Raw genomic sequence first — 23,584 nt, 5'->3', positions numbered from 1 at the left:
ATGATTAATTGGTATTTGCATCATAATGGATCCTGGAAAAAAATGAAAATGGGAGCGGGTCTAATGATTAAACTAACATAATAAAGAATTGATCTGTAAATAAATCATGAACTATTAGGTTATGTTGACATTTCTACTGTGTTGGCTTCCTAGTATATGAAATGTCAACAAACCTGAGCAAACTAGCTAGTCCCCGGTATCATCTGACTCAGTAGCGGCTAAATGAGGGTTTTGGCAAACGACTCCTAACTGAGCTTTTGTCCAGGAATCTTGTTCACTACTCGAAGATTTGGAAGTAAATGCGAAGTCACCAGGGTCGCCAATACTTCCCACAACCAATTCTATATTTGAATTACTTTGTGGACTTATATCACCCACGCAACGAGCCATTCCTTCCAAGAAGCTATTGGGAGCAAAGGCTTGAACTTTAAAGCCGGTGTTACTGGTACTAGATGCTTCATTGACAGAAGCGGTGGAGCTCTTACCAGGGGCATGGGCAAAAAGACCTATTTGTGTGCTTTTTGTGCAATTTGGTACATCTATTTTTAATGTATCGTTTTCTGGGTATTTCCCATAAAATAGTGTTGGCCCTCCTACCACTTCTTTAACATCAGGATTGGAGACATCGGTAATGATAATAATCCAATTTTTGAAATTAGCCCATTTCGTATTAAATTTTAAATTGAAAGTGCATGTATCTGCAAAAACGGTCGAAGTAACTAGGAGACAGGAAGCCAATAATAATTTTTTCATAAAGCACCTCATTACATTGAAGGTCTACTAACATACATTATGGATTTAAAATAGTACCTCATTTAATCCAAGGTTCTATTAACATACATTATGGCTTTTTAATTCTCATATTTCAAACTATATTATAAGTGGCTTCCGCCAAAAATCGAAATTTTCGGAACCTTTGGCAATTCACTCAAACCAAAATAATTATTCGTGATGGCATGCAAAAAAAGAGCTATATCCTTTTGAGATTCCTCAATTTAGCATGCTTACAAAAAGTTCCATTATGTTTTGTTGAGAATTAACCCTTAGTATTTAGTTCAACCCAATCAGCATAAGCATCCATAAATTTTTGCAAGAACTTTTTTGTGTCTTCTTTTTTGATGTTTCCCTGTTCGTCAAACAAGTCTGCTGCCATGCCTATGTAGGTTTCGGGTTGCTGAAGGGTTGGAATGTCTAAAAAAACAAATGATTGTCTTAAATGATTGTTTGCTCCAAATCCTCCAATAGCTCCAGGAGAAACGCTTATCACTGCACCAGGCAACTTGCTCCAAATACTTTTACCATAAGGACGAGAGCCTACATCAATTGCGTTTTTAAGTACTCCCGGAACTGAGCGATTGTATTCCGGAGTAACAAACAATACACCTTGATATGTTTTCATTTGCTCACGAAAGTGCAGCCAAGCAGCTGGAGGTCTATTTTCATCATCCAGATCTTGGTTATATAGTGGCAAATCACCAATTTCAACAATGTGCGGATTTAATGACTTAGGGGCTAGGGAAATCAGCACTTTTGCCATTTTTCTGTTGTAAGACTCCTTGCGCAGGCTTCCAACAATAACCGCGATTTTTTTACTCATATTACGACTCCTTGTATTTTAAGACCTTCATTGACCCAATTCCTTATCCAAAACATCCCTAAGATCTTTTGAAACAAGAAGACTCTTCTGGGATAGCTTATTACTTTGAGCATACAATGAGTTATCATGCCTGACTAACTTGATTGTTTTTAATTTCAACTAGGGTCTGTTTACATTTCTACTATCTTGGCCAAACTAGCGAAATGTAAACAGACCCTAATAGCGACATCAATGTATGTCATTTTATTATTACTTATTTTATTAATTATTCCAGTCACTTAGGCAACATAATTTCGAGAAAAGCATGGTTTACTTGGTGTATATCAATCGGTGTACGTATCTGGGTTCACAAGATGTTAGTGAATGAGAAAAAAATCAAAATTTTAATGAATAGCGGTGGGGGTAATTTTTTGGAGGACTTATTTTTTATAAAAATTAAAGTAAAAAACTCCTTATCCGCTTAAATACTGTCATATTTAAGCGAATAAGGAGTTTCAGTAAATTGATTTAGACTACTTCAACTTCTTCAGCTTGAGGACCTTTTTGTCCGTTGCTTGGCTTGAACATTACTGTTGCACCTTCAGCAAGAGTTTTAAACCCGGTGCCTAAAATTGCACTGAAATGCACAAAATAATCTTTACCGCCACTTTCTAAAAAACCGAAACCTTTGGACTCATTGAACCACTTTACTGTACCACGAATTTTATCTGACATGTTAATTTCCTAAATTGTTACCAGGACATTGTAGCATTATTTTATTAATTGTGCTGTTTTTTTATTAAATATTTTAAAGTTTTTTTACAATTAATATGAAAACAGCAAAATAATGCCCACACATCATAGAGCATTTTGTGTAAAAATTCTAATATTTTGCAATCTTTTAGCCGTTTTTTCCTATAAAAGCAGACAGGGCGTGCCTTAAGGGGGCTAAAAGAAATTATAAAAATCAATGCTCAGGGATTTCAATTAACTCAAGACCATCTTCTTTCTTTAGAAAAATAAAAATGATCCCTGAAAAAAAAGTAAGTATTCCAAGCATTAGAAACGTATCATGGAATATTTGGATGGATGAAACGTGATCTTCAGAATACATATATGTGAAAAGACTCAGCAAAATCGCTGATACTGCAACCCCAAAGCTTTGGGCCAATTGTTGCGTTGTACTCATAATGCTGGTTGCTGCACTCATATTGTTTTCTGTAATATTGGCATAAGCTAAAGAATTCATTCCCGTGTACTGAAGTGCAATTAGAAATCCGTATGCAAAAGTCAAAAATGCAATTCCATATACGGAGGAATGTTGGTTAATGGAAAAAAAAGACCAGAGCGAAATACTGACTAACATTGTATTTAAAATTAATAAATTTTTATAACCAAACCAGCGCAATATGTAGACTGATAAAGGTTTAACTAAAAAAACACCCAAGGCAATCGGAGCGAGCAACAGACCAGAGAGCTGTGGTGAATAGCCTAACCCGATTTGCAACAGTAAAGGTAATAAAAATGGGACTCCCCCAAAACCTAGACGGGCTAATAAATTACCCAAAATTGAGACACAAAATGTACGTGTGTGTAAAAGTTCCACTTTAACAATAGGGTGTTTTCTTTTATAGGAGTGTTTGGTATAGGCGCCTAATAGAAGAAGGGCAATAAAAAAAACGGTGACGATTTGTAACATCGTAACATTTGATTCGCTGACCATAGATAAACTAAAAGTTAAGGTAGCTAATCCACTGCCAAAAAGAACAAAGCCTAATTTATCAAGAGGAGGAACCGGACGAGGAGGCATGTAAGGTAATAATTTGCTTGATAAAATTACAGCAAATATCCCAACAGGAATATTGACCCAAAAGATCCAACGCCAGGAAAAACGATAGGTAATAATTCCGCCTAGTAATGGCCCAAGCATTAATCCCAAAGAGGCAACCATGACTACGATACTCATTTTTGCGACTAATTCATGTCGTTCACAAGTCCGTAAAATAATGAGGCGACCAATAGGCATGGTGAGGGAACCTCCCAAGCCCTGCATGATGCGCGCACAAATTAATTCTTCCAGGCTATTAGTGAATCCACACCAAACCGAACTTAAGGTAAAAACAGAGATCGCCGTAATAAAAACGATTTTCATGCCAAACTTATCAGCGATCCACCCGCTAATTGGAATAAAAATTGCCAAGCTCATAAGATAGCTGATCAGTGCTAATTTCAAATCAACCGGATTGACGTTTAAACTCTGTGCCATAACAGGAATAGCAGTGTTAATAATAGTCGTATCAACTGCCTCCATAAACATGGCAAAAGAAACAATGAACAAAATGATATTTTTTTTCATAGATTCAGTATAGCAATCGGGAAGCGCTTCTGCATAGGGTTGAATTTCTGATGTATCCTGGGTGCGCAGTGTAGCCCAGGATACATTCATGCTCAAATCAGGATTCACTCAACAAACTTTTCAATCCTGCCAAATGTGATTTAGCCAACTTTTTTGATTGCTCTTCGGACCGTTCGATGTTTTTACCAAACCATTCTAAATGTTCTGTGGGCAATTCATCTAAAAATCTGCTTGGCAAACAATCTTGCAACTCACCCGCGCGGCGTCTTTGCTTGGCTAAGGTAAAACATAATCCTTTTTGTGCTCGGGTAATTCCAACATACGCCAAGCGTCTTTCTTCTTCAATTTGCTCTTCATCAATGCTTACACGATGTGGCAATAATTCTTCTTCCATACCCACTAAATATACGTAAGGAAACTCCAACCCCTTTGATGCATGCAATGTCATGAGTTGTAAAGTCTCATTATCGTGTTCATCTGCTTGTTCAAGAATATCGATCAAAATTAATTTATTAATCACTTCTGCTAAGGTCTGCTCTGGATTCTTTGCTAATAAACGTCCAACCCATTCTAACAATTCCCAGACATTGTCCATCTTTTTTTGCGCCTTTGCTGGAGTATCGCATTGTTCATAAATGTAGGCTTCATAACCACTGTCTTCTACCATTTGTTTCAAATGCTCAATAATCGATCCAGCAGTTAATCGTTTTTTTATTTCTTCTATCCAGGATTTAAAAACAAGCAATGCTGAACGTGGTTTTTCTGCAATACATTCACTAAGTGCCAGGTGATCGGCTGCCGTATAAAGGCTGACTCCTCTATTTTGAGCATAATGACCTAATGCATCAAGGCTGGCCTCGCCAATGCCACGTTTGGGGGTGTTGATCACTCTTAAAAAAGCAGCATCATCTGCTTCATTGCACAGTAGTTTCAGATAGGCAAATACATCTTTAACTTCTGCTTTGGCAAACCACGACTGGCCACCACTGATTGTATAGGGAATACTATAATGACGGAGTACTTTTTCAAATACGCGCGACTGATGATTGCCACGGTATAAAATTGCATAATCGCCATATTGAGTTCTTAAGCGCAATTTATGGCTGATTAAATCAGCAACTACTTGTTCCGCTTCGTCATTTTCATCTTTGCAACGAATAACACGTAAGAGTTCTCCTTGACCGAACTCACTCCATAATTTTTTTTCAAACAGATGCTGATTGTTTGCAATAAGGTGATTGGCAGTGTGTAAAATAATGTTGGTCGAGCGGTAATTTTGCTCTAACTTGATTATTTTTAATTGGGGGTAATCATGCTGTAATTGTTGTAAATTTTCAGGCTTTGCACCTCGCCAGGCGTAAATGGATTGATCATCATCCCCCACGACAGTAAAGCGAGCTTGGATTCCAGTTAATTTTTTTACCAAGAGGTATTGGCTGGTATTCGAATCTTGATATTCATCTACCAATAAATGGCGAATTTTGTTTTGCCAATACTCTAATACAGAAGGATGTTCATTCAAAAGACTGACCGGAAGACGAATTAAATCATCAAAATCAATCGCATTATATGCCTTAAGTGCTTGCTGATAACGTGGATACAAGAGTGCGGCTTCTTCATAAAAAGGAGTGTCTGATTGATTTTTAATGACGTCATCAGGGGTAAGAAGATCATTTTTCCAGCGCGAAATTTGTTGTTGAATTTGGAAAATAAACTCACGTTCAGTTGCTTTATTTGCAGGTAAAAAGCCACGTAAGATTTGCAAACAATCTTCACTGTCAAAAATAGAAAAACCTTTTTTCAGATCACATAAGTTATAATTACGTTTAATAATGCTTAAGCCTAAGGTATGAAAGGTTGCTACTTTTAAACCCCGGCGACTGGCTGCCGGCAGAACGGCGGCAACGCGAGTACGCATTTCATTGGCTGCTTTGTTAGTAAATGTTACTGCACATACTGTATTGGCGGCATAGCCGCACGTATTAATTAAATAGCCTATTTTTTGCGTTATTACCCGTGTTTTACCGCTTCCAGCCCCAGCAAGAACTAATAAAGGTCCGTCTATATAACGTACTGCTGCCATTTGTTGGCCATTTAACATCTTAAAGATTTCTCACTCGAAAAAGAGCGATTATTGCGTGCTTGGTATTGTGAATCAACTACTAATTAATAGACCGTTCAACATCAAATTCTTCTTCTGTATCTATTTCAATAAAGTCAGGTTTGGTTTCTGGCTCTTTTTGTTCTTCAATACCAAAAACGACTTTGTCAATTGTTTTGAATAAAGGTGCAAGGATGTTTTTATCTATCATGATCTAGTCCTTAAATTTATCAGAGGGATGTTTTAAAAGCATAGTTCAAGATAATTTTTTCTCCAGGAAAATTACAAAAAAATTATGTTATACTTTGCGCGCCACGTGAAATGGAAACATGCCCCTGGTTTTGCTGTAATTTTATTTTGAGTCCATTATGAAAGAATCTGATACCCTTCAACGCTTTATTTTTGAACACGCCAACATTCGTGGTGAAATTGTTCATATTGAAAATACGTACCAAGCCATTATGAGCCAACGGAACTATCCGCCAATGGTTAAAAATTTGTTGGGAGAAGCTATAGTTTCTTGTCTGCTTTTAGCATCCAGTATTAAATTTCAAGGCAGTTTAAATTTACAATTTCAAGGCGATAAACGACTTCCTTTATTATTAGTCCAATGTGATCATGAGTTTAATGTAAGAGGTTTTGCCCAATTTATTGAAAATCTGGAAACCGAAGAATATGCCTCTGCTTTTCTTAAAGGACAGATGGTTATTACCATTAACCAATACAATCAAACAAACTCATATCAAAGTATGGTTCCGATTCAATCAACATCCATGAGTGAGAATTTAATGGACTATTTTGCTCAATCTGAGCAAGTAGCCACCCAAGTTTGGTTGGCTGTGAATGATTATGCTGCAGCCGGGATGTTATTACAGTTAATGCCTGGTCAAGATACGGTACAAAGAGAGCAATTTTGGGAATATGCCGTACAACTAGGACAAACGGTAAGTGGTCACGAGTTACTCACTTTAGATAATGAAACATTACTTTACCGCCTTTATCATGAAACAGAACTCAGAATATTTGATAGTCGTAAAACCCAATTTAAGTGCCGCTGTAGTTTAGAGAAAATGAAGCAAGTGTTAGCTGTTTTAGGTGAGGAAGAAGCCAAAGAATTATTAAAGGAGCAAGGTGAAGTGGCTATTCGCTGTGATTTTTGCAATAAGAAATATACTTTTGATCCTATTGATGTAACGATGCTATTTCATAAGGGTTGAAATGAGTACAGTAGCCTGGGTGTAGCGTCTGAATCTTATACACAATTCACCGAAAAGCCACATTTGGCACATCTTGGGTGAAAGTCGTTCTCAAATCTGACTTTTCCCCAAGATTTTTAACTTGTGACTAAGAGACAAGTGTAGCTTAGCGGAACCCGGGTTCTATGATTTGTATTCAGATTTCCCAGGTTACGGCTTTGCCTTCACCCAGGCTACAACTACAATAAGTTATTTATTGCAAAGTAAATTTTATAGAAGATAAGATTTCCTGGTTTGATTGAATGAGTTCGACACATTCCCCACGCATTGCTTGTAATACTTGCCTTAATGTAAGAAATTGTTCGCTGAGTTGAATGTACAGATCCGCTGTATGCCTTCCTTCTAACTCCCCGATTGTTAAATAAGCGGCTTGTCCCATTTCAGAAAAATAATCAAGGCTGACATGGCGTCTCTTGGCAATTCCTGGAAATAGTCCACAAAAGAGTAAGCTTTTATCCCCTACATCGCGCAATAATTCCATTTGCAATGTTTTTGGCCTATGCATTGATTCAAGAAAATCAAGTGCAACAACCGATTCAATGAGTTTAGGTCCTTGGGAAAAGCGCATTAATAAAAAGACTAAATAACTTTCGGTATTCTCCGTTAACATCAGCTGTGTCGCAGCTTGTGCCTCATTAACTAATGCATGCCATTGGCTAATGTCAGTGGGATGTAAAATTAGTTGTTTCATCGTTACTCCCTATTTTTAACCCCTCACTATTATTTTAGCAGCTAAAAAAAAATTGGTAGCCTGGGTGCAGCGCAGCGAAACCCGGGCACGGTAAAAATACGGTATCCCCGGGTTCCGCTGCGCTGCACCCAGGCTACAAAGCTGCTCTACCCTCAATGGGAGCTGCAGCAATTGAAGTTTGCTATACTAAAATACATGAAGCAGATAGGTTTTAGCTGTTTATTGATGTATAATGTCAAATCTATGTACAAATACTCTGCTTTTTCCTTCAAAGGTTATTTATGATTGATCAGATTCGCAATATCGCCATTATCGCCCACGTCGACCATGGTAAAACCACGTTAGTGGATAAATTACTGCAACAAACAGGCACATTAAATGAGAGGGCGCCCAAAGTTGAACGCGTGATGGATTCCAATGCTTTAGAAAAAGAACGGGGCATCACTATTCTCGCCAAAAATACCTGTGTTTATTGGAAAAATCATCAAATTAATATTGTTGATACTCCAGGACATGCTGATTTTGGTGGCGAAGTAGAGCGTATTTTATCGATGGTTGATAGTGTATTGCTGCTGGTGGATGCAGTGGATGGACCTATGCCACAAACACGTTTTGTAACCCAAAAGGCATTTGCTCGTGGATTACATCCTATTGTTGTGATTAATAAAATTGATCGCCCAGGAGCAAGACCTCATTGGGTTATGGATCAAGTATTTGATCTTTTTGATAATTTGGGTGCAACCGATGCGCAATTGGATTTTCCTGTTGTCTATACTTCTGCATTAAATGGCTATGCTAAGCTGAATTTGGAAGATGAAGCTACAGATATGAGTGCTTTATTACAAACAATTATTGATGAGGTTGAAGCACCCAAAGTCGATGAGAACGGTCCTTTCCAAATGCAAATCAGTTCTTTGGACTACTCATCCTATGTTGGTACTATTGGAATCGGTCGTATTACCCGAGGACAAATTAAAGCAAAATCTGCAGTAAAAATCATCGACAAAGATGGCAATATTCGCACCGGTCGACTCTTGCAATTATTAGGTTTTAAAGGTCTTGAGCGCATTGAAGTTGAAGGAGCAAGCGCAGGCAATATTATTGCGATTACCGGTATTGAAGGCCTCAAAATTTCCGATACGATTTGTGACCCTAATATGGTTGAAGGCTTACCGGTTCTTTCGGTTGATGAGCCTACAATCAGTATGACCTTCCAGGTCAATGACTCGCCTTTTGCCGGTCAGGAAGGAAAGTTTGTTACTTCACGAAAAATTCGTGAACGTTTAGAAACAGAATTATTACATAATGTTGCTTTACGTGTTGAGGATTGTGATGATCCCGATAAATTTAGAGTTTCTGGTCGCGGGGAACTCCATTTATCCATTTTAATTGAAACCATGCGTCGAGAAGGCTATGAATTAGCGATCAGCAAACCTGAGGTGATTATTCGCGAAGTCGATGGTGAGCAACAAGAGCCTTATGAGCATTTGACTGTCGATGTGGAAGAAAATCACCAGGGCACTATTATGGAAAAATTGGGTGAGCGTCGCGGGGAAATGCAAAATATGGTTCCTGATGGCAAAGGAAGAGTACGTCTTGACTATATGATTCCTACCCGAGGCCTTATTGGTTTTCATAATGAATTTTTGTCCTCTACCTCAGGTACCGGTTTAATGTATCATGTTTATGATCATTATGGTCCGGCAATTAAAGGACGAATAGGAAAGCGGGCAAACGGGGTATTGATTGCCAATTGCCAAGGTATGGCTCGCGCGTTTGCTTTATTTAACTTACAAGATCGTGGTAGGTTATTTGTTGAGCCGCAGACAGTGTGTTATGAAGGGATGATTGTTGGAATTCACGCTCGCGATAATGATTTAGTTGTGAATGTGACTAAAGAAAAGCAATTAACCAATATCCGTGCTTCAGGTTCTGACGAAAACATTATATTAACTCCTGCTGTAAAACTCACTTTGGAGCAGGCATTGGAGTTTATTGATGATGATGAGTTAGTTGAAGTAACTCCTAATTCGATTCGATTAAGAAAAAAATCATTGAAAGAACATGAACGAAAAAAAGCATCAAGAACAGCAAACATTGAAGAGTAAAGTTAAATTCAAACGGATCATCTTGTATGCGCGCCAGCACAGGGCAAATCAAGGGGTAAATGAAAGTTTATACCGTTTGGTTGATTTTCTTGAAAAACAAGAAGTACAAATCTATCAAGATGTAGATACATCTACAGGATTTGATGTAAAAATTCCCATATTAGCCAGAGAAGATATGGGTAAAAAAAATGATTTGATCATTGTGGTTGGCGGTGATGGGAGTTTGCTCTCAGCTGCACGCATGGCGATTAAAGTAGATACCCCGGTCATTGGGATTAACCGGGGGCGTTTGGGATTCCTCACCGACATTTTACCTCATGAACTGGAAACGCAATTGAGCGCTGTACTACGCGGCGATTATGAAGAAGAAAAGCGTTTCCTTTTACATACTCGCATTTACGATGAAGATCATACTTATTTTGAAGGTGATGCGCTCAATGATGTGGTTTTAGGACGCGGGAAGGAAACACATCTTATTGAATTTTCAGTATATGTCAATCGACAATTGGTGAGTCATTATCGCTCTGATGGCATGATTTTATCGACTCCTACCGGATCTACTGCCTATGCTTTATCTGCGGGTGGTCCTATCATGCATCCTCAGTTAAATGCAATCGTTCTTGTACCTATGTTTTCGCATAGCTTAAGCTCCCGTCCATTGGTTATTGATGGAGAAGCTAAAATTGAACTGCATATCAGTCAGTTTAATGAAGCGGATTTACGAGTAAGTTGTGATGGTCATGAATCCAGAATGGTTAAACCGGGACAAAAAGTTACGGTTCAAAAAAATGGTCATCAATTACGTCTGTTACATCCTCTTGATTATCATTATTATGATACATTACGATCAAAACTGGGTTGGGAATCCAAACATCAAGGATAGGATAGAACATGCTCACAACTTTGTGCATTGAACAGTTTGCGATTGTGCAACACTTGGAGTTAGATTTTACTCAGGGAATGACTGCTTTCACTGGTGAAACGGGGGCGGGTAAATCGATTATGATCGATGCCTTGATGCTGGCTTTAGGTGATAGAGCAGATGGTTCGGTTATCCGGCCTGGTCAAGAAAAATGTGACATCACTGCCGGATTTTTTGTAGGTCAGGGATCTGAACCTGCGCAATGGTTAGCAGAACACGATATTCCTTGTGATGATGGCGAGATCTATTTGCGACGGGTGATTTATGCAGAAGGTCGTTCCAAATCATACATTAATGGCCAACCATTCCCATTGCAAAAAGTAAAAGAATTAAGCGAAAAACTAGTCCATATTCACGGACAGCATCAACATCAAACACTGATGCAGCATGTAACGCATCGTCAACAATTGGATCAATATGGCAAGAATCATGCGTTACTTGATGAGGTTGCTCGGGCCTATAAACAATGCCAGAAAATTCAGCAGGAAATCGATGTATTACAGAGCCAGGAACAACAAGAAGACAGAATTGCACTATTGCAATTTCAAATTGAAGAATTATCTGCGCTAAATCTGCATGAAAATGAAATTGAAACTTTGTATCAAGAACATCAAATGTTACATCATGCTAGAGAGTATTTGCAAAAATGCCAACAAATACATGGCTTATTAAATTCTGAGGATGAGTCCAATATTTGTACCAGCTTAAATCAGATTTTGCATTTACTGGGTCAATTACCGCAGGAACAATCCCAAATTAAAAATGCTTTTGAATTGATCAATGGTGCCCTGATTCAATGTGACGAAGCAATTGATGAAATGCAGCAATTTGCAGAGCGTATTCATTTGGATCCGGAGCGTTTGCATGAAATAGAAACGCGTATGAGTGCAATACATCAACTTGCTCGAAAATATCATATTGATAGCAGCAAACTTCATGAGCATGCGCAAAATTTGCAAAAAGAACGAGACAATCTGCAGGACAGTGAAAGCCGATTAGCCCAATTAAAAGTACAGCATGGTCAATTGATTGCGATCTATGAAAAAGCTGCTCTTAAACTGCGAGAGATACGAAAAATACAGGCAAAAAAACTGGCGAAAGAAATTACAGCAAGTATCCAACAACTGGGTATGCCTAAAGGATGGGTGGAAATTGAGATATCTCATCTAGAAAAAATGCACCTCCATGGAATGGATAAAGTAGAATATAAGGTATGTACCAACCCAGGTATGGAGCTTGATTCATTAAGTAAAGTGGCATCAGGCGGAGAGCTTTCGCGAATTAGCTTGTCCATTCAAATGATTACTGCCCAACAAGGTACAACACCTACTCTATTGTTCGATGAAGTGGATGTAGGAATTGGTGGGGCTACCGCAGCCCTCGTAGGGCAAATGCTTCGTAAATTGGGAGAGCGTTTGCAGGTATTTTGTGTAACGCACCAACCTCAGGTTGCTGCCGCCGCCAATAACCATTTTATGGTAGAAAAGCGAAGCAACAATCAAGAGACTTTTACTCATATTTCCTTACTGCAATCTACTGAAAAAATTGATGAAATAGCACGCATGCTTGGAGGATTAACAATAACTGAGCAAACGCGCTCTCATGCTAGGGAATTATTGTTGCAAAGTGATCAGGCCATTTTGGCTCAAGCTAGCGAAATGTGAATAAAAGCTTCCAATTTGTTAAAAAAATCGTAGCCTGGGTGGAGCGTAGCGGAACCCGGGTTTGTTTTTCATATAAGCTCTCAGATTTTAACTAGATATATGACATGTTTCCCGGGTTTCGCTGCGCGCTCCACCCAGGCTACGACTATTCACTATGTCTTTAATGCCTCAGCAAGTGAAATAAAATGATAGCCACGGGCTTCAAACATTTGCAGCAAATCATCTAAAAAATAAGCATTCAGCAAATTGACATGTAGAAGTAAGATTTGTTTTCCAGGGGTATTTTTTTCAGCAGTTAATGTGCGTTGCCAAACATATTCGAGATAACGCTTCTTTAAGTCAGTTAATGGTGCAGTTGGATTGTGTACTATTTGTTTTATTAATTCTGTATTAAATTCAAAATCCCTACTATCAATGGTGACTGGAGCAACAATGTAGTTGTTATTACTCAAATACTGGCGAATAATACTTTTTCTCCATAATTTTCCTTCAGCAAGATAAGGGTAACGAAAATATTTTGGCTGAGTCATAAACGGCACAAGAATTGTATCTGCCTTAATCAGATCATTGATGTATTCTTTACACGATACACGGTTTAAATTCAAATGAGAAAAAGTATGGTTTCCTAACTCAAGTCCATTTTGCTTAAAGAGCATAAGCTGTTTTATGGCTTCATTATTGACTCGACTACCAATGATAAAACCAATTGCAGGAACTTGATGTTTCACGAAGCTGTGAACGATATTTTCAAACATTTCATTGGGAAGATCAACAAGAGGTAAGTCATCAATTGTAATCGAAATATCGCGTTGTTGCGCACTGCAGATACTAATAAGCAGAAAAAATAAAGCGACAGCATAGAGCAGAATTTTTTTCAATTATTCCTCCAAGAACTTACATTGAGTCAATATCTCTATAATCATATTTCATAAGAGGTATATGCACAAAGTCTTATGCTCAGAAAATTCCTGAAGTTTTAGGGCATGTTGACAATTCATCCCCCCGCCTACGTGCCGCGACTTGTTCCTGAGAGGGTAGAATGTCATTTGTTGTCCGTCATCCCTGCGTAGGCACACTACTGTCCGGTAAAAGCAAAAGGAATAGTTGCACGTCCTTGATAAAACACCAAGAATGGTGTCCTAAATCCCTATTTAGATCAAAGATGTACTGTGAAAGATAGCGTTTTTCAAGAACCATTAAAATCTAATTTTTTTGTAGACTCCTCAGCATTCATCTAGGCACATTACCTATTGCAGGAGAGCAAAATTTTTACCGGACAGTAGTGTGCGTAGGCAGGGATCCATCCATCAAAAATAGTTCATCGCACAAATTAAGCCATGGAGGATTGTTTTACTCAATTTTTTCCTTTTTTAATTTGTTTTTCCCGCGTACATTGTAAATGGATCCCTGCCTACTCAGGGATGACAGCCTTTTAAGCATCACCGTAAACTATAGAATAGGTTTCCTGTTTAAATTTTGTGAGGAACTCTCAGGACTTGTTCGCGGCATCCATGAGATGGTCAAATAAAAAATAAACCTAAGATATTAGGGCATGTTGACACGCTCTATATTGTACCGAAAATTTTTCAGGAAAATGAGAATAATTTTTTCGAGTGATTCCATCCCTTCTTCTGAGAAGATAGGGATGGTTTGTGCTGGATTGTTGCTTATCAATAAAGTACTTTATTAAATTGCATTAACGCGTTCAGGTAATGCTTCAATGAACTCTTGGGTAGTAGTTGGTTCATCATCTTGCATGGCAAATAAACGATGTCGATTATAGACAGCATTATTTCTTGCATCTGTAAGTACCTCATCCACTGAAGAACCATTAGAGGTAGTTTCGCGAACTTTAGTTTTTAATTGCCGAAGTGCTTTCTTTTTATCATCAGCTATTTCGTCACCAAACCATACCTTATCAAGGTGCTTTCTTTCATATTTTTCAATCAGAGAAACTGCATGCTCAACGTTCCATCCTTTTGATGGGCGTTTTGCGTCTTCAGGTAATGCTACATCCTCTTCTTCAGGTACACTTCGCTGTTTATTCCATGCTTGTTTTAAAGTCAGTCTTTTGGGTTGAACAGTGGCTTCATCACTAGGGACCGCATTCTTTTTACTTGCCAAGCAATCCCAAGCGGCTGCAAGGAAATATAAAGGTGAGGCGATCCATTTGAGAAGCTTGGATGGAATATCTTCATTATGCTCTTCTTCAGAACCCAAACGTTCCTCCAATAATGTTTTTGTTTTACTACTGGATCCAATGAAATAGTGCGCGTCTTCGAATCCTTCGCTGATAATTGCTACAAGAGCAGCTACTATTTGGGGAACCCCTGGCATGCGATCCGAAGTCAGGGCAACGCTCACTAAGTGACCAAAAAAAAGCAGGATACGTAATGGGGTAACCGTTAATTTTAATAGGATACGGAAGGGGTTAATCATCTGTAACCAATTTTCAGTATCCCATACATGGGTGAGTCCATCGGCAATGGCTTTGTAGGTACGTTGAAATATATTCTCGTTATTGGTCTTGGGATCAGTAGCCTCATAGACCATTTCCAGAGATTCAGAAGAGTTTTGGATGTTAAACGATATCGCGGATAATCCCGTGATGATGGGATTGATAATTCCCATCACAAAACTGGGTATTTTTTTCATCCATTCGAATAAAGGACGGGCACTGGTTGCCACAGTCCACCAAGTACCTGCAGTACACACAGTAAGCGCGATTGCTAAGCCGACTAAAAATACGGCAGTGAGCGTCATCAATATATTACGCGCTGTTATACCTTGACTTAAGTCATTTTTGAGCTTGGTATACCATCTTTTGATGGTGTCATTGTTAATGAGATCGGTGATTGTATTGTAAGTTAACATGCCATAAGCAGCTCCAGCAACTACTGCCATGGGAACAATGAGGATTGGCCAAAAAGCAAAGGGAATGGCGGCCATTAGGGGAATGACGCTAAACGCTTCCACAATGAGGTAGGTACTACCAAGCCCCATGAACAGTCCAGCAACCAGGCTGAAGCCTTTAACAAAATTAAATGTGGATTGACGTTTTTCTAAGCGTTCTTGCCACTCCTTTTGGCCATGAGCATCAAGCCAATCTCTTAAGGATTTTGTATATTTGGATAGTTCTTCTTCCTCACCTTGTTTCTTTTTTTTGGTTGCAAATAATTGCAAAGCGAACCATTTTTCCATGTCCGTCAGCGTTTTTTCTATTTGCTTTTTGCGCTTTCTACTTTCTTTATTAAGTTGTTTATGATTAAAGTCCTTCAGAAGATTAAGTTGCGCTTCATAATCTTTGAAAAACTGAGGGCACTCTTCAGAATCAGTATTTTTGGGAAAATGCTCCAGCAAATATTCTTTAGCCAGATGATTCTCTAAGTAGTTGCTTTTAAATATTTTTTTAAAAGCTCCTTTAATATTTTGTAAATAAACTTCACCCTCATAGGCTACAGAGAGACCAAAAGCAGCAAATGCTAAAGGTAAGATAGGATACAATGCATACATCCCACCAAAACTTAGAAAGCCAAGAATTAAGCTAGCGCCTACAGTAAGAGACCCTAGAGCAATATAACGAGGAATTTTTTTGAATCTTTTCTTATTTGCTGCCATTTATTTGCTCAACTAATGGATTGGGGTTCAAACTGTAGCGTAAATGAAAATGATTATCAATAGCAAAAAGACCAAAAAAAAGTCATGTGGTTATTTTTTTATTGAATAAAACTTAAATTAAACAGTAGATCCAACTGCAGAATTTAGGTAAAGTGAGTTTTTACGATGTGAATACGTTTCGAATTTAATTTAACATAGGAGTAGAAATGCGTTTGAATCAATGGATGACCTCTATCGCAGTGGGCTCAGTGCTTGCTAGTACTCATGTTTTGGCGGAAAGCGCCCCTGTTCATGAACAGTTGCAAGTGCCTCAATGTCTTGCAGCAAAAATTGCTACTCCGTATGAGGTTTTGGCAGAAAATAAACAATTTAAAATTATTGATATTCCTGCAGCAGATGTGGATGCTCTGAGCCATCTGGCAGATCAAGTAAATTGCGGTCGTTTTGTGAATGTTAGCCATCATATACTCGGTTCTTTGCTACCAGCAAAAAAGCAATCTGCTCAGAGAGTCCTGCTGAAAAGAACAATTAAAGTAGCGCAACCCAAAAGCACAGTATATGAGTTGAAACACCCAGATGAAGTCAATGAAGCATTACAGAATGTAACTCCAGATAATATTTGGAATACTTTGACGAAACTTACTTCATTCCAGAATCGTTCAGCTACCAAAGATACCGGCGTGGATGCGGCAAAATGGTTGAAAAAAACGTTTGATGACATGGCTGCTGCGAGTGGTCGTACTGATACTGCAACCTTTTTCGTAAAAACAGGGAGTTATTATAAGCAACCTTCGTTAGTAACGGTCATTGGCAAAGACATCAATGCGCCTGCGGTAGTGATTGGAGCGCATATGGACACGCTGGATGGACGTATGCCAGGTGCTGGAGATGATGGAAGCGGTTCTTCATCAATTATGGAAATGGCGCGCATTTTGTTATCTTCCAAAACAACGTTTAAACGTCCGATTTATATTATTTGGTATGCCGCTGAGGAGCGAGGTTTAGTAGGCTCTCAGTACGTTGTAGAGCATTTTATGGACAACTCGATTCCGGTAAAAGCCGCTATTCAGTTTGATATGACAGGTTATCGCGTGAATCCCAAAGATCCAACAATGTGGGTATTTACCGATTATACAGACGAGAGTTTAAGTAATTTCGTAGCGGAATTAATCAGCAATTATGTACAAGTTCCGGTTGCGTATTCAGAATGTGGCTATGGTTGCAGTGACCATGCTTCATGGGATGAAGTAGGTATTCCTGCAGCATTCCCATGCGAGTCTAATTTTGAAGAGCATAATCCTTACATTCATAGCTCCAAGGATACTATGGACAGGTTGAGTCTGGAACATATGACTAACTTCTCTAAACTGGCGTTGGCCTTTGCTATGGAAATGGCGTTAGAGTAATTTCCAAGCACCTTCTATTGGGTTTATTTACAGACCCAATAGAGGCTTTTTTTAAATAATACGGAACATCATTATGAATCGAAAAACCGGGTTATTTCTAAGTTTATTTATTTGTTTTATGTTAAGCAGCGTGACTTCAATGGCACATGCAGGAAATAAGATGCTTCTTCCTCCCTGGTATCTATTGAAAAACCAGTTGAGTGCTGCCTTAAACGCTGATCCTTGCGTGCATGTAGGGGATTTGACCGGTGATGGGCTTGAAATGGAAATCAAAATTACGGTGTGTGATGAGGATAAAGCCCGCGCATTGGCCTCTTTTATTAATCGGGTTCATGATTTCGGTGATAAGCTTGCTGTTACAGTAAAAGTTTATTCAAGTGATTCGATTCCAGTCGAAGCAGTTACTCCCATTACCCTCAAAGAAACGGTGGAGCTAATGAATCTGGCGCTTAAAGGGAACAAATATTTTGTGAAAGCACGACTTGGCACAAGACAGCAGGCTGGTGCGGCATATGCACTGTTTAAGCCTATGATTATTCAATATTACTCTGACGATATTAGTGATTGGTACCTCAATACCAACGAGGTAGCAGCCAAAGTTTTTGCTACAGTGCTTCATCTGGATCCCTATGTGGAAGGCGCTATTAAAGTGTATGCAAGTACTGCCATTATTAAAGAAGATAAGCCAATAAAATAATGTAAGCAGATGCACTCAAATCCAACCATTCGAGTAAACATTGACAATAACGTAGCCTGGGTTCAGGCGAAGCCGTAACCCGGGTTCCGCTTCTGTTTAACTGTATGCAAGTGGAAAATACATGAATTTAATTTTGGCCGTGAGCTAATGGCGGACAATGATATTCTTCAGTGGTCTCATTTTCGGAGTTTACTGCTTGCAAAACGATAGGAAATTTCCATAAAAAATAGAGATGTTTCAAAACATCGACTGTGGTTTGACCCAAAGGTACTCTATTTTGCTGGGTGTACCGTAACGTCATTGAGCGATCACCTTGTAAGTCAACCGAATAAATTTGAATATCAGGTTCCAAGTAACCTAGATTATATTGTCTTGACAATGCTTCTCTTATTTTTTGATATCCTGATTCATTATGAATTGCATTGATGTAAAGATCGGGGCTGCGATCGTCGTCTACGATATGAAATAATTTTAAATCACGAATTAATTTAGGAGATAAGTATTGGGCAATAAAACTTTCATCTTTGAAATGACGCATTGCATTATCCAGACTGCTTAACCAATCTGTATTGGCCAAATAAGGAAACCAGGTTTTATCTTCTTCGGTAGGATTTTCGCAAATCCTCTTGATGTCTTGCATCATATGATATCCCAATGTATAGGGATTAATACCACTATAATATGGACTATTATAAGGTGGCTGCATGATGACGTTGGTATGGCTTTGCAAGATTTCCAGCATAAATTCATCGGTAACCAAGCCCTCATCGTACAGTGCATGTAAAAGGGTATAGTGCCAAAAACACGCCCATCCCTCATTCATTACCTTAGTTTGGCCTTGAGGATAAAAATATTGAGCCATTTTACGTACGATCCGTACGATTTCTCGCTGCCAAGGTTCTAATAAAGGTGCATTTTTCTCAATAAAATATAAAATATTTTCTTGTGGTTCATCCGGGAAACGTTTCTTCTTGGCTTCTTCAGTAACTTGTCTACTTTGTGGAATGGTCCGCCATAATTCATTAACTTGAGATTGCATATAAATTTCGCGGTTTTGTTGGCGAATTTTTTCTTCCTGTATGGATAAAGGAGTAGGATGTTTATAGCGATCCACGCCATAGTTCATCAATGCATGACAAGCGTCCAAGACAGCTTCTACTTCATTAATGCCATAGCGTTGTTCGCAATCACTGATGTATTTTCGTGCAAATACTAAATAGTCAATGATCGCATCAGCAGAAGTCCACATTTTAAATAAATAATTATTTTTAAAAAATGAGTTATGACCATAACAGGCATGAGCAATCACTAAGGCTTGCATGGCTATGGTATTTTCTTCCATGAGATAGGAGATGCACGGGTTTGAATTAATAACTAATTCATAAGCTAAGCCCATTTGTCCACGTTTATAACTTTTTTCAACACCGACAAAATGTTTGCCGAAAGACCAATGATGATAACCTATAGGCATACCTACTGAAGCATAAGCATCCATCATTTGCTCTGCGGTAATGACCTCTATTTGGTTCGGATAAGTATCTAACTTAAAATCTTTGGCGATGCGTGCAATTTCACGATCATAGTCCTGAATTAATTCAAAGGTCCATTCTGCACCCGTGGATAATGGCTTCTTCTTTTTCATGCAGTTTTCCTTTTAAATAGCTCATGAAAAACGGGATATATATCCGCCACTGTATCAATATTTTCCATAGCAAAATTAGGATAGCGTTCTTTTACCAGTTGATAGACTTCCCATAAACTTTGATGATGGCGCGGCATGATTTCAATGTAAGCAAAATATTGTAATAAAGGCATAATCTTATCTTGCAGCAACTCCTGACAATAAGGTGAATCAGCATTCCAGTTATCCCCATCTGACGCTTGTGCCACATAGATATTCCATGCTTCTGGTGGATAGCGGTTTTCGATAATGGTACTTAGGAGTTCCAAGGCACTGGAAACTACGGTACCTCCGGTTTCGCGAGAGTAAAAAAACTCTTCTTCATTCACTTCCTTAGCAGAAGTATGGTGCCGGATAAATACCAGATCAATTTTTTCATAATTTTTGGTGAGAAACATATAAAGCAAGATAAAGAAACGTTTTGCAATGTCTTTTTTAGCCTCATCCATTGAACCTGAGACGTCCATAACACAGAACATGACTGCTTGAGTCGAAGGTGAAGGAACACGAACACGAAAGTTATAACGTAGATCAATGGTGTCAATAAATGGAACAGTTTGTATTTTCTTCTTTAGATGCTCAATCTTCTTTTGCAGGCTTTTTAGGACTTCGGTATCTGGAACAGGTTGAGCTTGCAGTTGCTCTAATTCTTCTTCAGCTTCTTTTAATCGTCTTTTGTAGGGCGACGCCAAAGCAACTCGGCGTCCGGTTGCTTGTTTCATTGAGCGAAGAACATTAATATTATTAGGAATGCCGCTTGTTGTCACGCCAGCTCTTACCGTTTTGAAGGTGCTAATACGCGCCAATTCTTTTTTCACCAAATCCGGTAATTCCAGATCTTCAAAGTACAGATCCAAAAACTCTTCCCGAGATAATTCAAAAACAAAATTATCTTCACCTTCGCCGCTATCGCTGGCCTCTGAGCCATCCCCTCCGCCACCCGAGCCTCCACTGGGCCTTCTTATTCTATCGCCAGCAATAAAATTATCATTTCCTGGTAATACACGTTCTATATGTCCACCTTGTCCTCGATGAAACATCGGTTCAGAAATGTCTTTGGCGGGAATTGTGATTTGTTCGCCTTGGTCAATTTCGGTAATACTTCGCTTTCCAACAGCATCGGAGACAGCACGTTTGATCTGATTTTTGTAACGACGAAGAAAACGTTGACGATTAACCGTGCTTTTTTTCCCTGCGTTTTGTCGTCTATCAATCAATTGCGACATAATTTAGCCCCACATAAAAACTTTTATTCCGCACCTATTTGTAGTTTGAGCTAAAAAAACCTTAACTCAGGAAGTATTTATCGTAGCTTCCGGGCTATGAATTGCGCATTTGCCCAAACTACAAAATAGCCAGTATTTTAACTTTCTCTCATAGGTGCAAGAGAAAGATTTTTATTATTGTGACTTACGCACTCGCAAATACCATTCACAAAGCAAGCGTACTTGTTTGCGTGTATATCCTTTATCAACCATTCGCGAAATAAACTCTTCGTGTTTTTTCTTATCATCTTCAGATGCTTTGGCATTGAAGGAGATAACGGGTAACAAGTCTTCAGTATTAGTGAACATCTTTTTCTCAATTACTGATCTTAATTTTTCATAACTATTCCACACTGGATTTTTGCCGCGATTATTCGCACGAGCACGTAAAACAAAATTCACCACCTCATTACGAAAATCTTTTGGATTCGATATACCTGCCGGTTTTTCTATTTTTTCAAGCTCTTGGTTTAATAAGGCACGGTCAAAAATCTCACCGGTATCTGGATCACGATAATCCTGATCTTGAATCCAGAAGTCGGCATAGGTGATGTAGCGGTCAAAGATATTTTGGCCATACTCAGAATACGATTCCAAATAGGCTGTTTGAATTTCTTTGCCAATAAATTCAACATACTTGGGTGCGAGATATTCTTTGATAAAGCCCAAATAGGATTCCTGCACCTCTTGTGGGAATTGTTCTTGTTCAATTTGACGCTCCAACACATACATTAAATGTACGGGGTTTGCAGCTACTTCACTATGATCAAAATTAAAGACTTTAGAAAGGATTTTGAAAGCAAAGCGCGTTGATACACCGCTCATTCCTTCATCGACACCGGCAAAGTCGCGGTACTCCTGATATGATTTTGCTTTGGGATCAGTGTCTTTTAAACTTTCTCCATTATATACCCGCATTTTGGAATAAATACTGGAGTTTTGCGGTTCTTTTAAACGAGTTAAGACTGAAAATTGCGCTAACATATCCAAAGTACCCGGGGCACATTGAGCATGCGTCAATGAGCTGTTATCAATGAGTTTTTGGTAAATTTTAATTTCTTCGGAAACACGCAGACAATAAGGCACTTTGACTATGTTAATACGGTCTATAAATGCTTCATTGTTTTTATTATTTCTGAATGATTGCCATTCGGATTCATTCGAATGCGCTAAAATAATTCCCTCAAATGGAATGGAGGATAAACCTTCAGTCGCATTGTAATTACCTTCTTGGGTGGCTGTTAACAAGGGATGTAATACCTTAATTGGTGCTTTAAACATTTCGACAAACTCTAAAAGACCGCGGTTTGCTCGGCATAACCCGCCAGAATAACTGTATGCATCAGGATCATCTTGAGAATGTTCTTCTAATTTACGAATATCTACTTTACCTACCAATGAAGAAATATCCTGATTGTTTTCATCGCCTGGCTCTGTTTTGGCAATGGCAATTTGTTTTAAACGTGAAGGTCTGACTTTAACTACTCTAAATTGACTAATATCCCCATTATATTCATGCAGACGTTTAACTGCCCATGGGGACATCAAATAACGTAGGTATCGAGATGGGATCCCGAAACGCTCTCGGAGTAACTCAGCATCTTCAATTGGATTAAACAAGGATAAAGGGGATTCAAATACTGGTGAGCCTTTAATGGCGTAAAAGGGTATTTTTTCCATTAAATCTTTTAATTTCTCAGCAATAGAAGATTTACCACCTCCTACAGGTCCTAAGAGATAAAGGACTTGTTTGGTTTCTTCCAAGCCTTGGGCTGCATGTTTTAGAAAACCAACGATTTGCTCAATTGGCTCTTCCATGCCATAAAAATCTTGAAATACAGTATATCTTGGGATGATTTTATTGGAAAAAATCCTTGATAAAACAGGATCATGACGCGTATCGATCATTTCAGGCTCGCCTATGGCCATTAACAAGCGCTCCGCTGGATTGGCATAAGCTGAAGGGTCATTTTTACACAATTCCAGGTATTCTTCCAAACTTATCTCTTCTTCTTTGTTGTCTACAAAGCGTTTGGTATAGCTGGTTAAAAAATCTTGAGTATTCATATGCCATCCCCTTTATCCTTGTGAAGGATATATTGTGTTTCTTTACATTTATTGCATTTTATTGGTAAAAGCAATAAATGAATTTTCAGCTAACTTCGTAATACTGATAAAGATTGACCTAAGAAGTTACCCCTTTATAATCATTATAGGCTAAACTAAGAAAATTTTTATATAAC

Annotated in this window: 18 protein-coding genes; 6 read left to right on the top strand and 12 right to left on the bottom strand. The window is 38.5% G+C overall.

The features are described from left to right. Window positions 1–186 precede the first annotated feature (186 nt). The 6 genes from Lani_RS06010 to Lani_RS20455 form a co-directional block, all read right to left on the bottom strand. Window positions 187–753, bottom strand: a complete 567-nt coding sequence (locus Lani_RS06010) for a hypothetical protein (RefSeq protein WP_019232865.1) — start codon at window positions 751–753, stop codon at window positions 187–189. 283 nt (window positions 754–1,036) lie between these two features. After that, window positions 1,037–1,597 (bottom strand): NADPH-dependent FMN reductase, encoded by a 561-nt coding sequence (locus tag Lani_RS06005; protein WP_019232866.1) that lies wholly within the window; start codon window positions 1,595–1,597, stop codon window positions 1,037–1,039. Window positions 1,598–2,104: 507 nt separating this feature from the next. Then, the gene (locus Lani_RS06000; RefSeq protein ID WP_010652353.1) at window positions 2,105–2,311 is read right to left on the bottom strand and encodes a cold-shock protein; all 207 of its coding nucleotides are present in this window, start codon (window positions 2,309–2,311) and stop codon (window positions 2,105–2,107) included. A gap of 232 nt (window positions 2,312–2,543) precedes the next feature. Continuing rightward, on the bottom strand, window positions 2,544–3,932 hold the full coding sequence (locus tag Lani_RS05995) for a DHA2 family efflux MFS transporter permease subunit (RefSeq protein WP_040522186.1): 1,389 nt from the start codon (window positions 3,930–3,932) through the stop codon (window positions 2,544–2,546). Between the two features lie 97 nt (window positions 3,933–4,029). Continuing rightward, window positions 4,030–6,033, bottom strand: a complete 2,004-nt coding sequence (locus Lani_RS05990; protein WP_019232869.1) for a UvrD-helicase domain-containing protein — start codon at window positions 6,031–6,033, stop codon at window positions 4,030–4,032. Between the two features lie 61 nt (window positions 6,034–6,094). Further along, on the bottom strand, window positions 6,095–6,244 hold the full coding sequence (locus Lani_RS20455) for a hypothetical protein (protein ID WP_019232870.1): 150 nt from the start codon (window positions 6,242–6,244) through the stop codon (window positions 6,095–6,097). Between the two features lie 157 nt (window positions 6,245–6,401). On the opposite strand from Lani_RS20455, the gene hslO reads away from it, so the two are divergent. Beyond that, a complete protein-coding gene (gene hslO, locus Lani_RS05985; RefSeq protein WP_019232871.1) occupies window positions 6,402–7,250 on the top strand; it encodes an Hsp33 family molecular chaperone HslO in 849 nt (282 codons plus the stop codon). Window positions 7,251–7,482: 232 nt separating this feature from the next. Here the strand turns inward: hslO and Lani_RS05980 are convergent, their stop codons facing one another. Further along, on the bottom strand, window positions 7,483–7,980 hold the full coding sequence (locus tag Lani_RS05980) for a hypothetical protein (protein WP_019232872.1): 498 nt from the start codon (window positions 7,978–7,980) through the stop codon (window positions 7,483–7,485). A gap of 281 nt (window positions 7,981–8,261) precedes the next feature. Between Lani_RS05980 and typA the strand changes: the two genes are divergently transcribed. Genes typA through recN form a run of 3 tightly spaced genes read left to right on the top strand, consistent with a single transcriptional unit; the run spans window position 8,262 to window position 12,674 of the window. Then, window positions 8,262–10,088 carry a translational GTPase TypA gene (gene typA, locus Lani_RS05975; protein ID WP_019232873.1) on the top strand — a complete coding sequence of 609 codons (1,827 nt, stop codon included), beginning with the start codon at window positions 8,262–8,264 and terminating at the stop codon, window positions 10,086–10,088. Then, a complete protein-coding gene (locus Lani_RS05970) occupies window positions 10,045–10,971 on the top strand; it encodes an NAD(+) kinase (RefSeq protein ID WP_019232874.1) in 927 nt (308 codons plus the stop codon). The genes typA and Lani_RS05970 overlap by 44 nt, the downstream gene beginning before the upstream one ends. A gap of 8 nt (window positions 10,972–10,979) precedes the next feature. Beyond that, window positions 10,980–12,674, top strand: coding sequence for a DNA repair protein RecN (gene recN, locus Lani_RS05965; protein ID WP_019232875.1), 1,695 nt, complete (start codon window positions 10,980–10,982; stop codon window positions 12,672–12,674). A gap of 152 nt (window positions 12,675–12,826) precedes the next feature. Here recN and Lani_RS05960 read toward each other — a convergent pair whose 3' ends face one another. Both Lani_RS05960 and Lani_RS05955 read right to left on the bottom strand, forming a co-directional pair. Beyond that, window positions 12,827–13,552: a polysaccharide deacetylase family protein gene (locus tag Lani_RS05960; RefSeq protein ID WP_019232876.1), complete on the bottom strand. Its 726-nt coding sequence runs from the start codon at window positions 13,550–13,552 to the stop codon at window positions 12,827–12,829. An 808-nt stretch (window positions 13,553–14,360) separates the two neighbouring features. After that, entirely contained in the window at window positions 14,361–16,292 is a 1,932-nt protein-coding gene (locus Lani_RS05955) for a membrane protein (protein ID WP_019232877.1), read from the bottom strand. 206 nt (window positions 16,293–16,498) lie between these two features. On the opposite strand from Lani_RS05955, the gene lapA reads away from it, so the two are divergent. Together lapA and Lani_RS05945 are read left to right on the top strand one after the other, a co-directional pair. Beyond that, window positions 16,499–17,698 (top strand): aminopeptidase LapA, encoded by a 1,200-nt coding sequence (gene lapA, locus Lani_RS05950; protein ID WP_019232878.1) that lies wholly within the window; start codon window positions 16,499–16,501, stop codon window positions 17,696–17,698. A 73-nt stretch (window positions 17,699–17,771) separates the two neighbouring features. Then, window positions 17,772–18,395 carry a hypothetical protein gene (locus tag Lani_RS05945; RefSeq protein ID WP_019232879.1) on the top strand — a complete coding sequence of 208 codons (624 nt, stop codon included), beginning with the start codon at window positions 17,772–17,774 and terminating at the stop codon, window positions 18,393–18,395. Window positions 18,396–18,522: 127 nt separating this feature from the next. On the opposite strand, the gene Lani_RS05940 is transcribed toward Lani_RS05945, so the two are convergent. The 3 genes from Lani_RS05940 to Lani_RS05930 all read right to left on the bottom strand — a co-directional run bounded on the left by Lani_RS05940 (window position 18,523) and on the right by Lani_RS05930 (window position 23,408). Further along, window positions 18,523–20,037, bottom strand: coding sequence for a SpoVR family protein (locus tag Lani_RS05940; protein ID WP_019232880.1), 1,515 nt, complete (start codon window positions 20,035–20,037; stop codon window positions 18,523–18,525). After that, on the bottom strand, window positions 20,034–21,302 hold the full coding sequence (locus Lani_RS05935; protein ID WP_019232881.1) for a YeaH/YhbH family protein: 1,269 nt from the start codon (window positions 21,300–21,302) through the stop codon (window positions 20,034–20,036). Before Lani_RS05935 ends, Lani_RS05940 begins: the two co-directional genes overlap by 4 nt. A gap of 174 nt (window positions 21,303–21,476) precedes the next feature. Beyond that, window positions 21,477–23,408, bottom strand: a complete 1,932-nt coding sequence (locus Lani_RS05930; protein ID WP_019232882.1) for a PrkA family serine protein kinase — start codon at window positions 23,406–23,408, stop codon at window positions 21,477–21,479. Window positions 23,409–23,584 lie beyond the last annotated feature (176 nt).

This window comes from Legionella anisa (assembly GCF_001467525.1).
GTDB classification, from domain to species: domain Bacteria; phylum Pseudomonadota; class Gammaproteobacteria; order Legionellales; family Legionellaceae; genus Legionella; species Legionella anisa.
The sequence above is the reverse complement of the archived record's forward strand: the minus strand, read 5'-3'. Positions and strand labels throughout refer to the sequence as shown.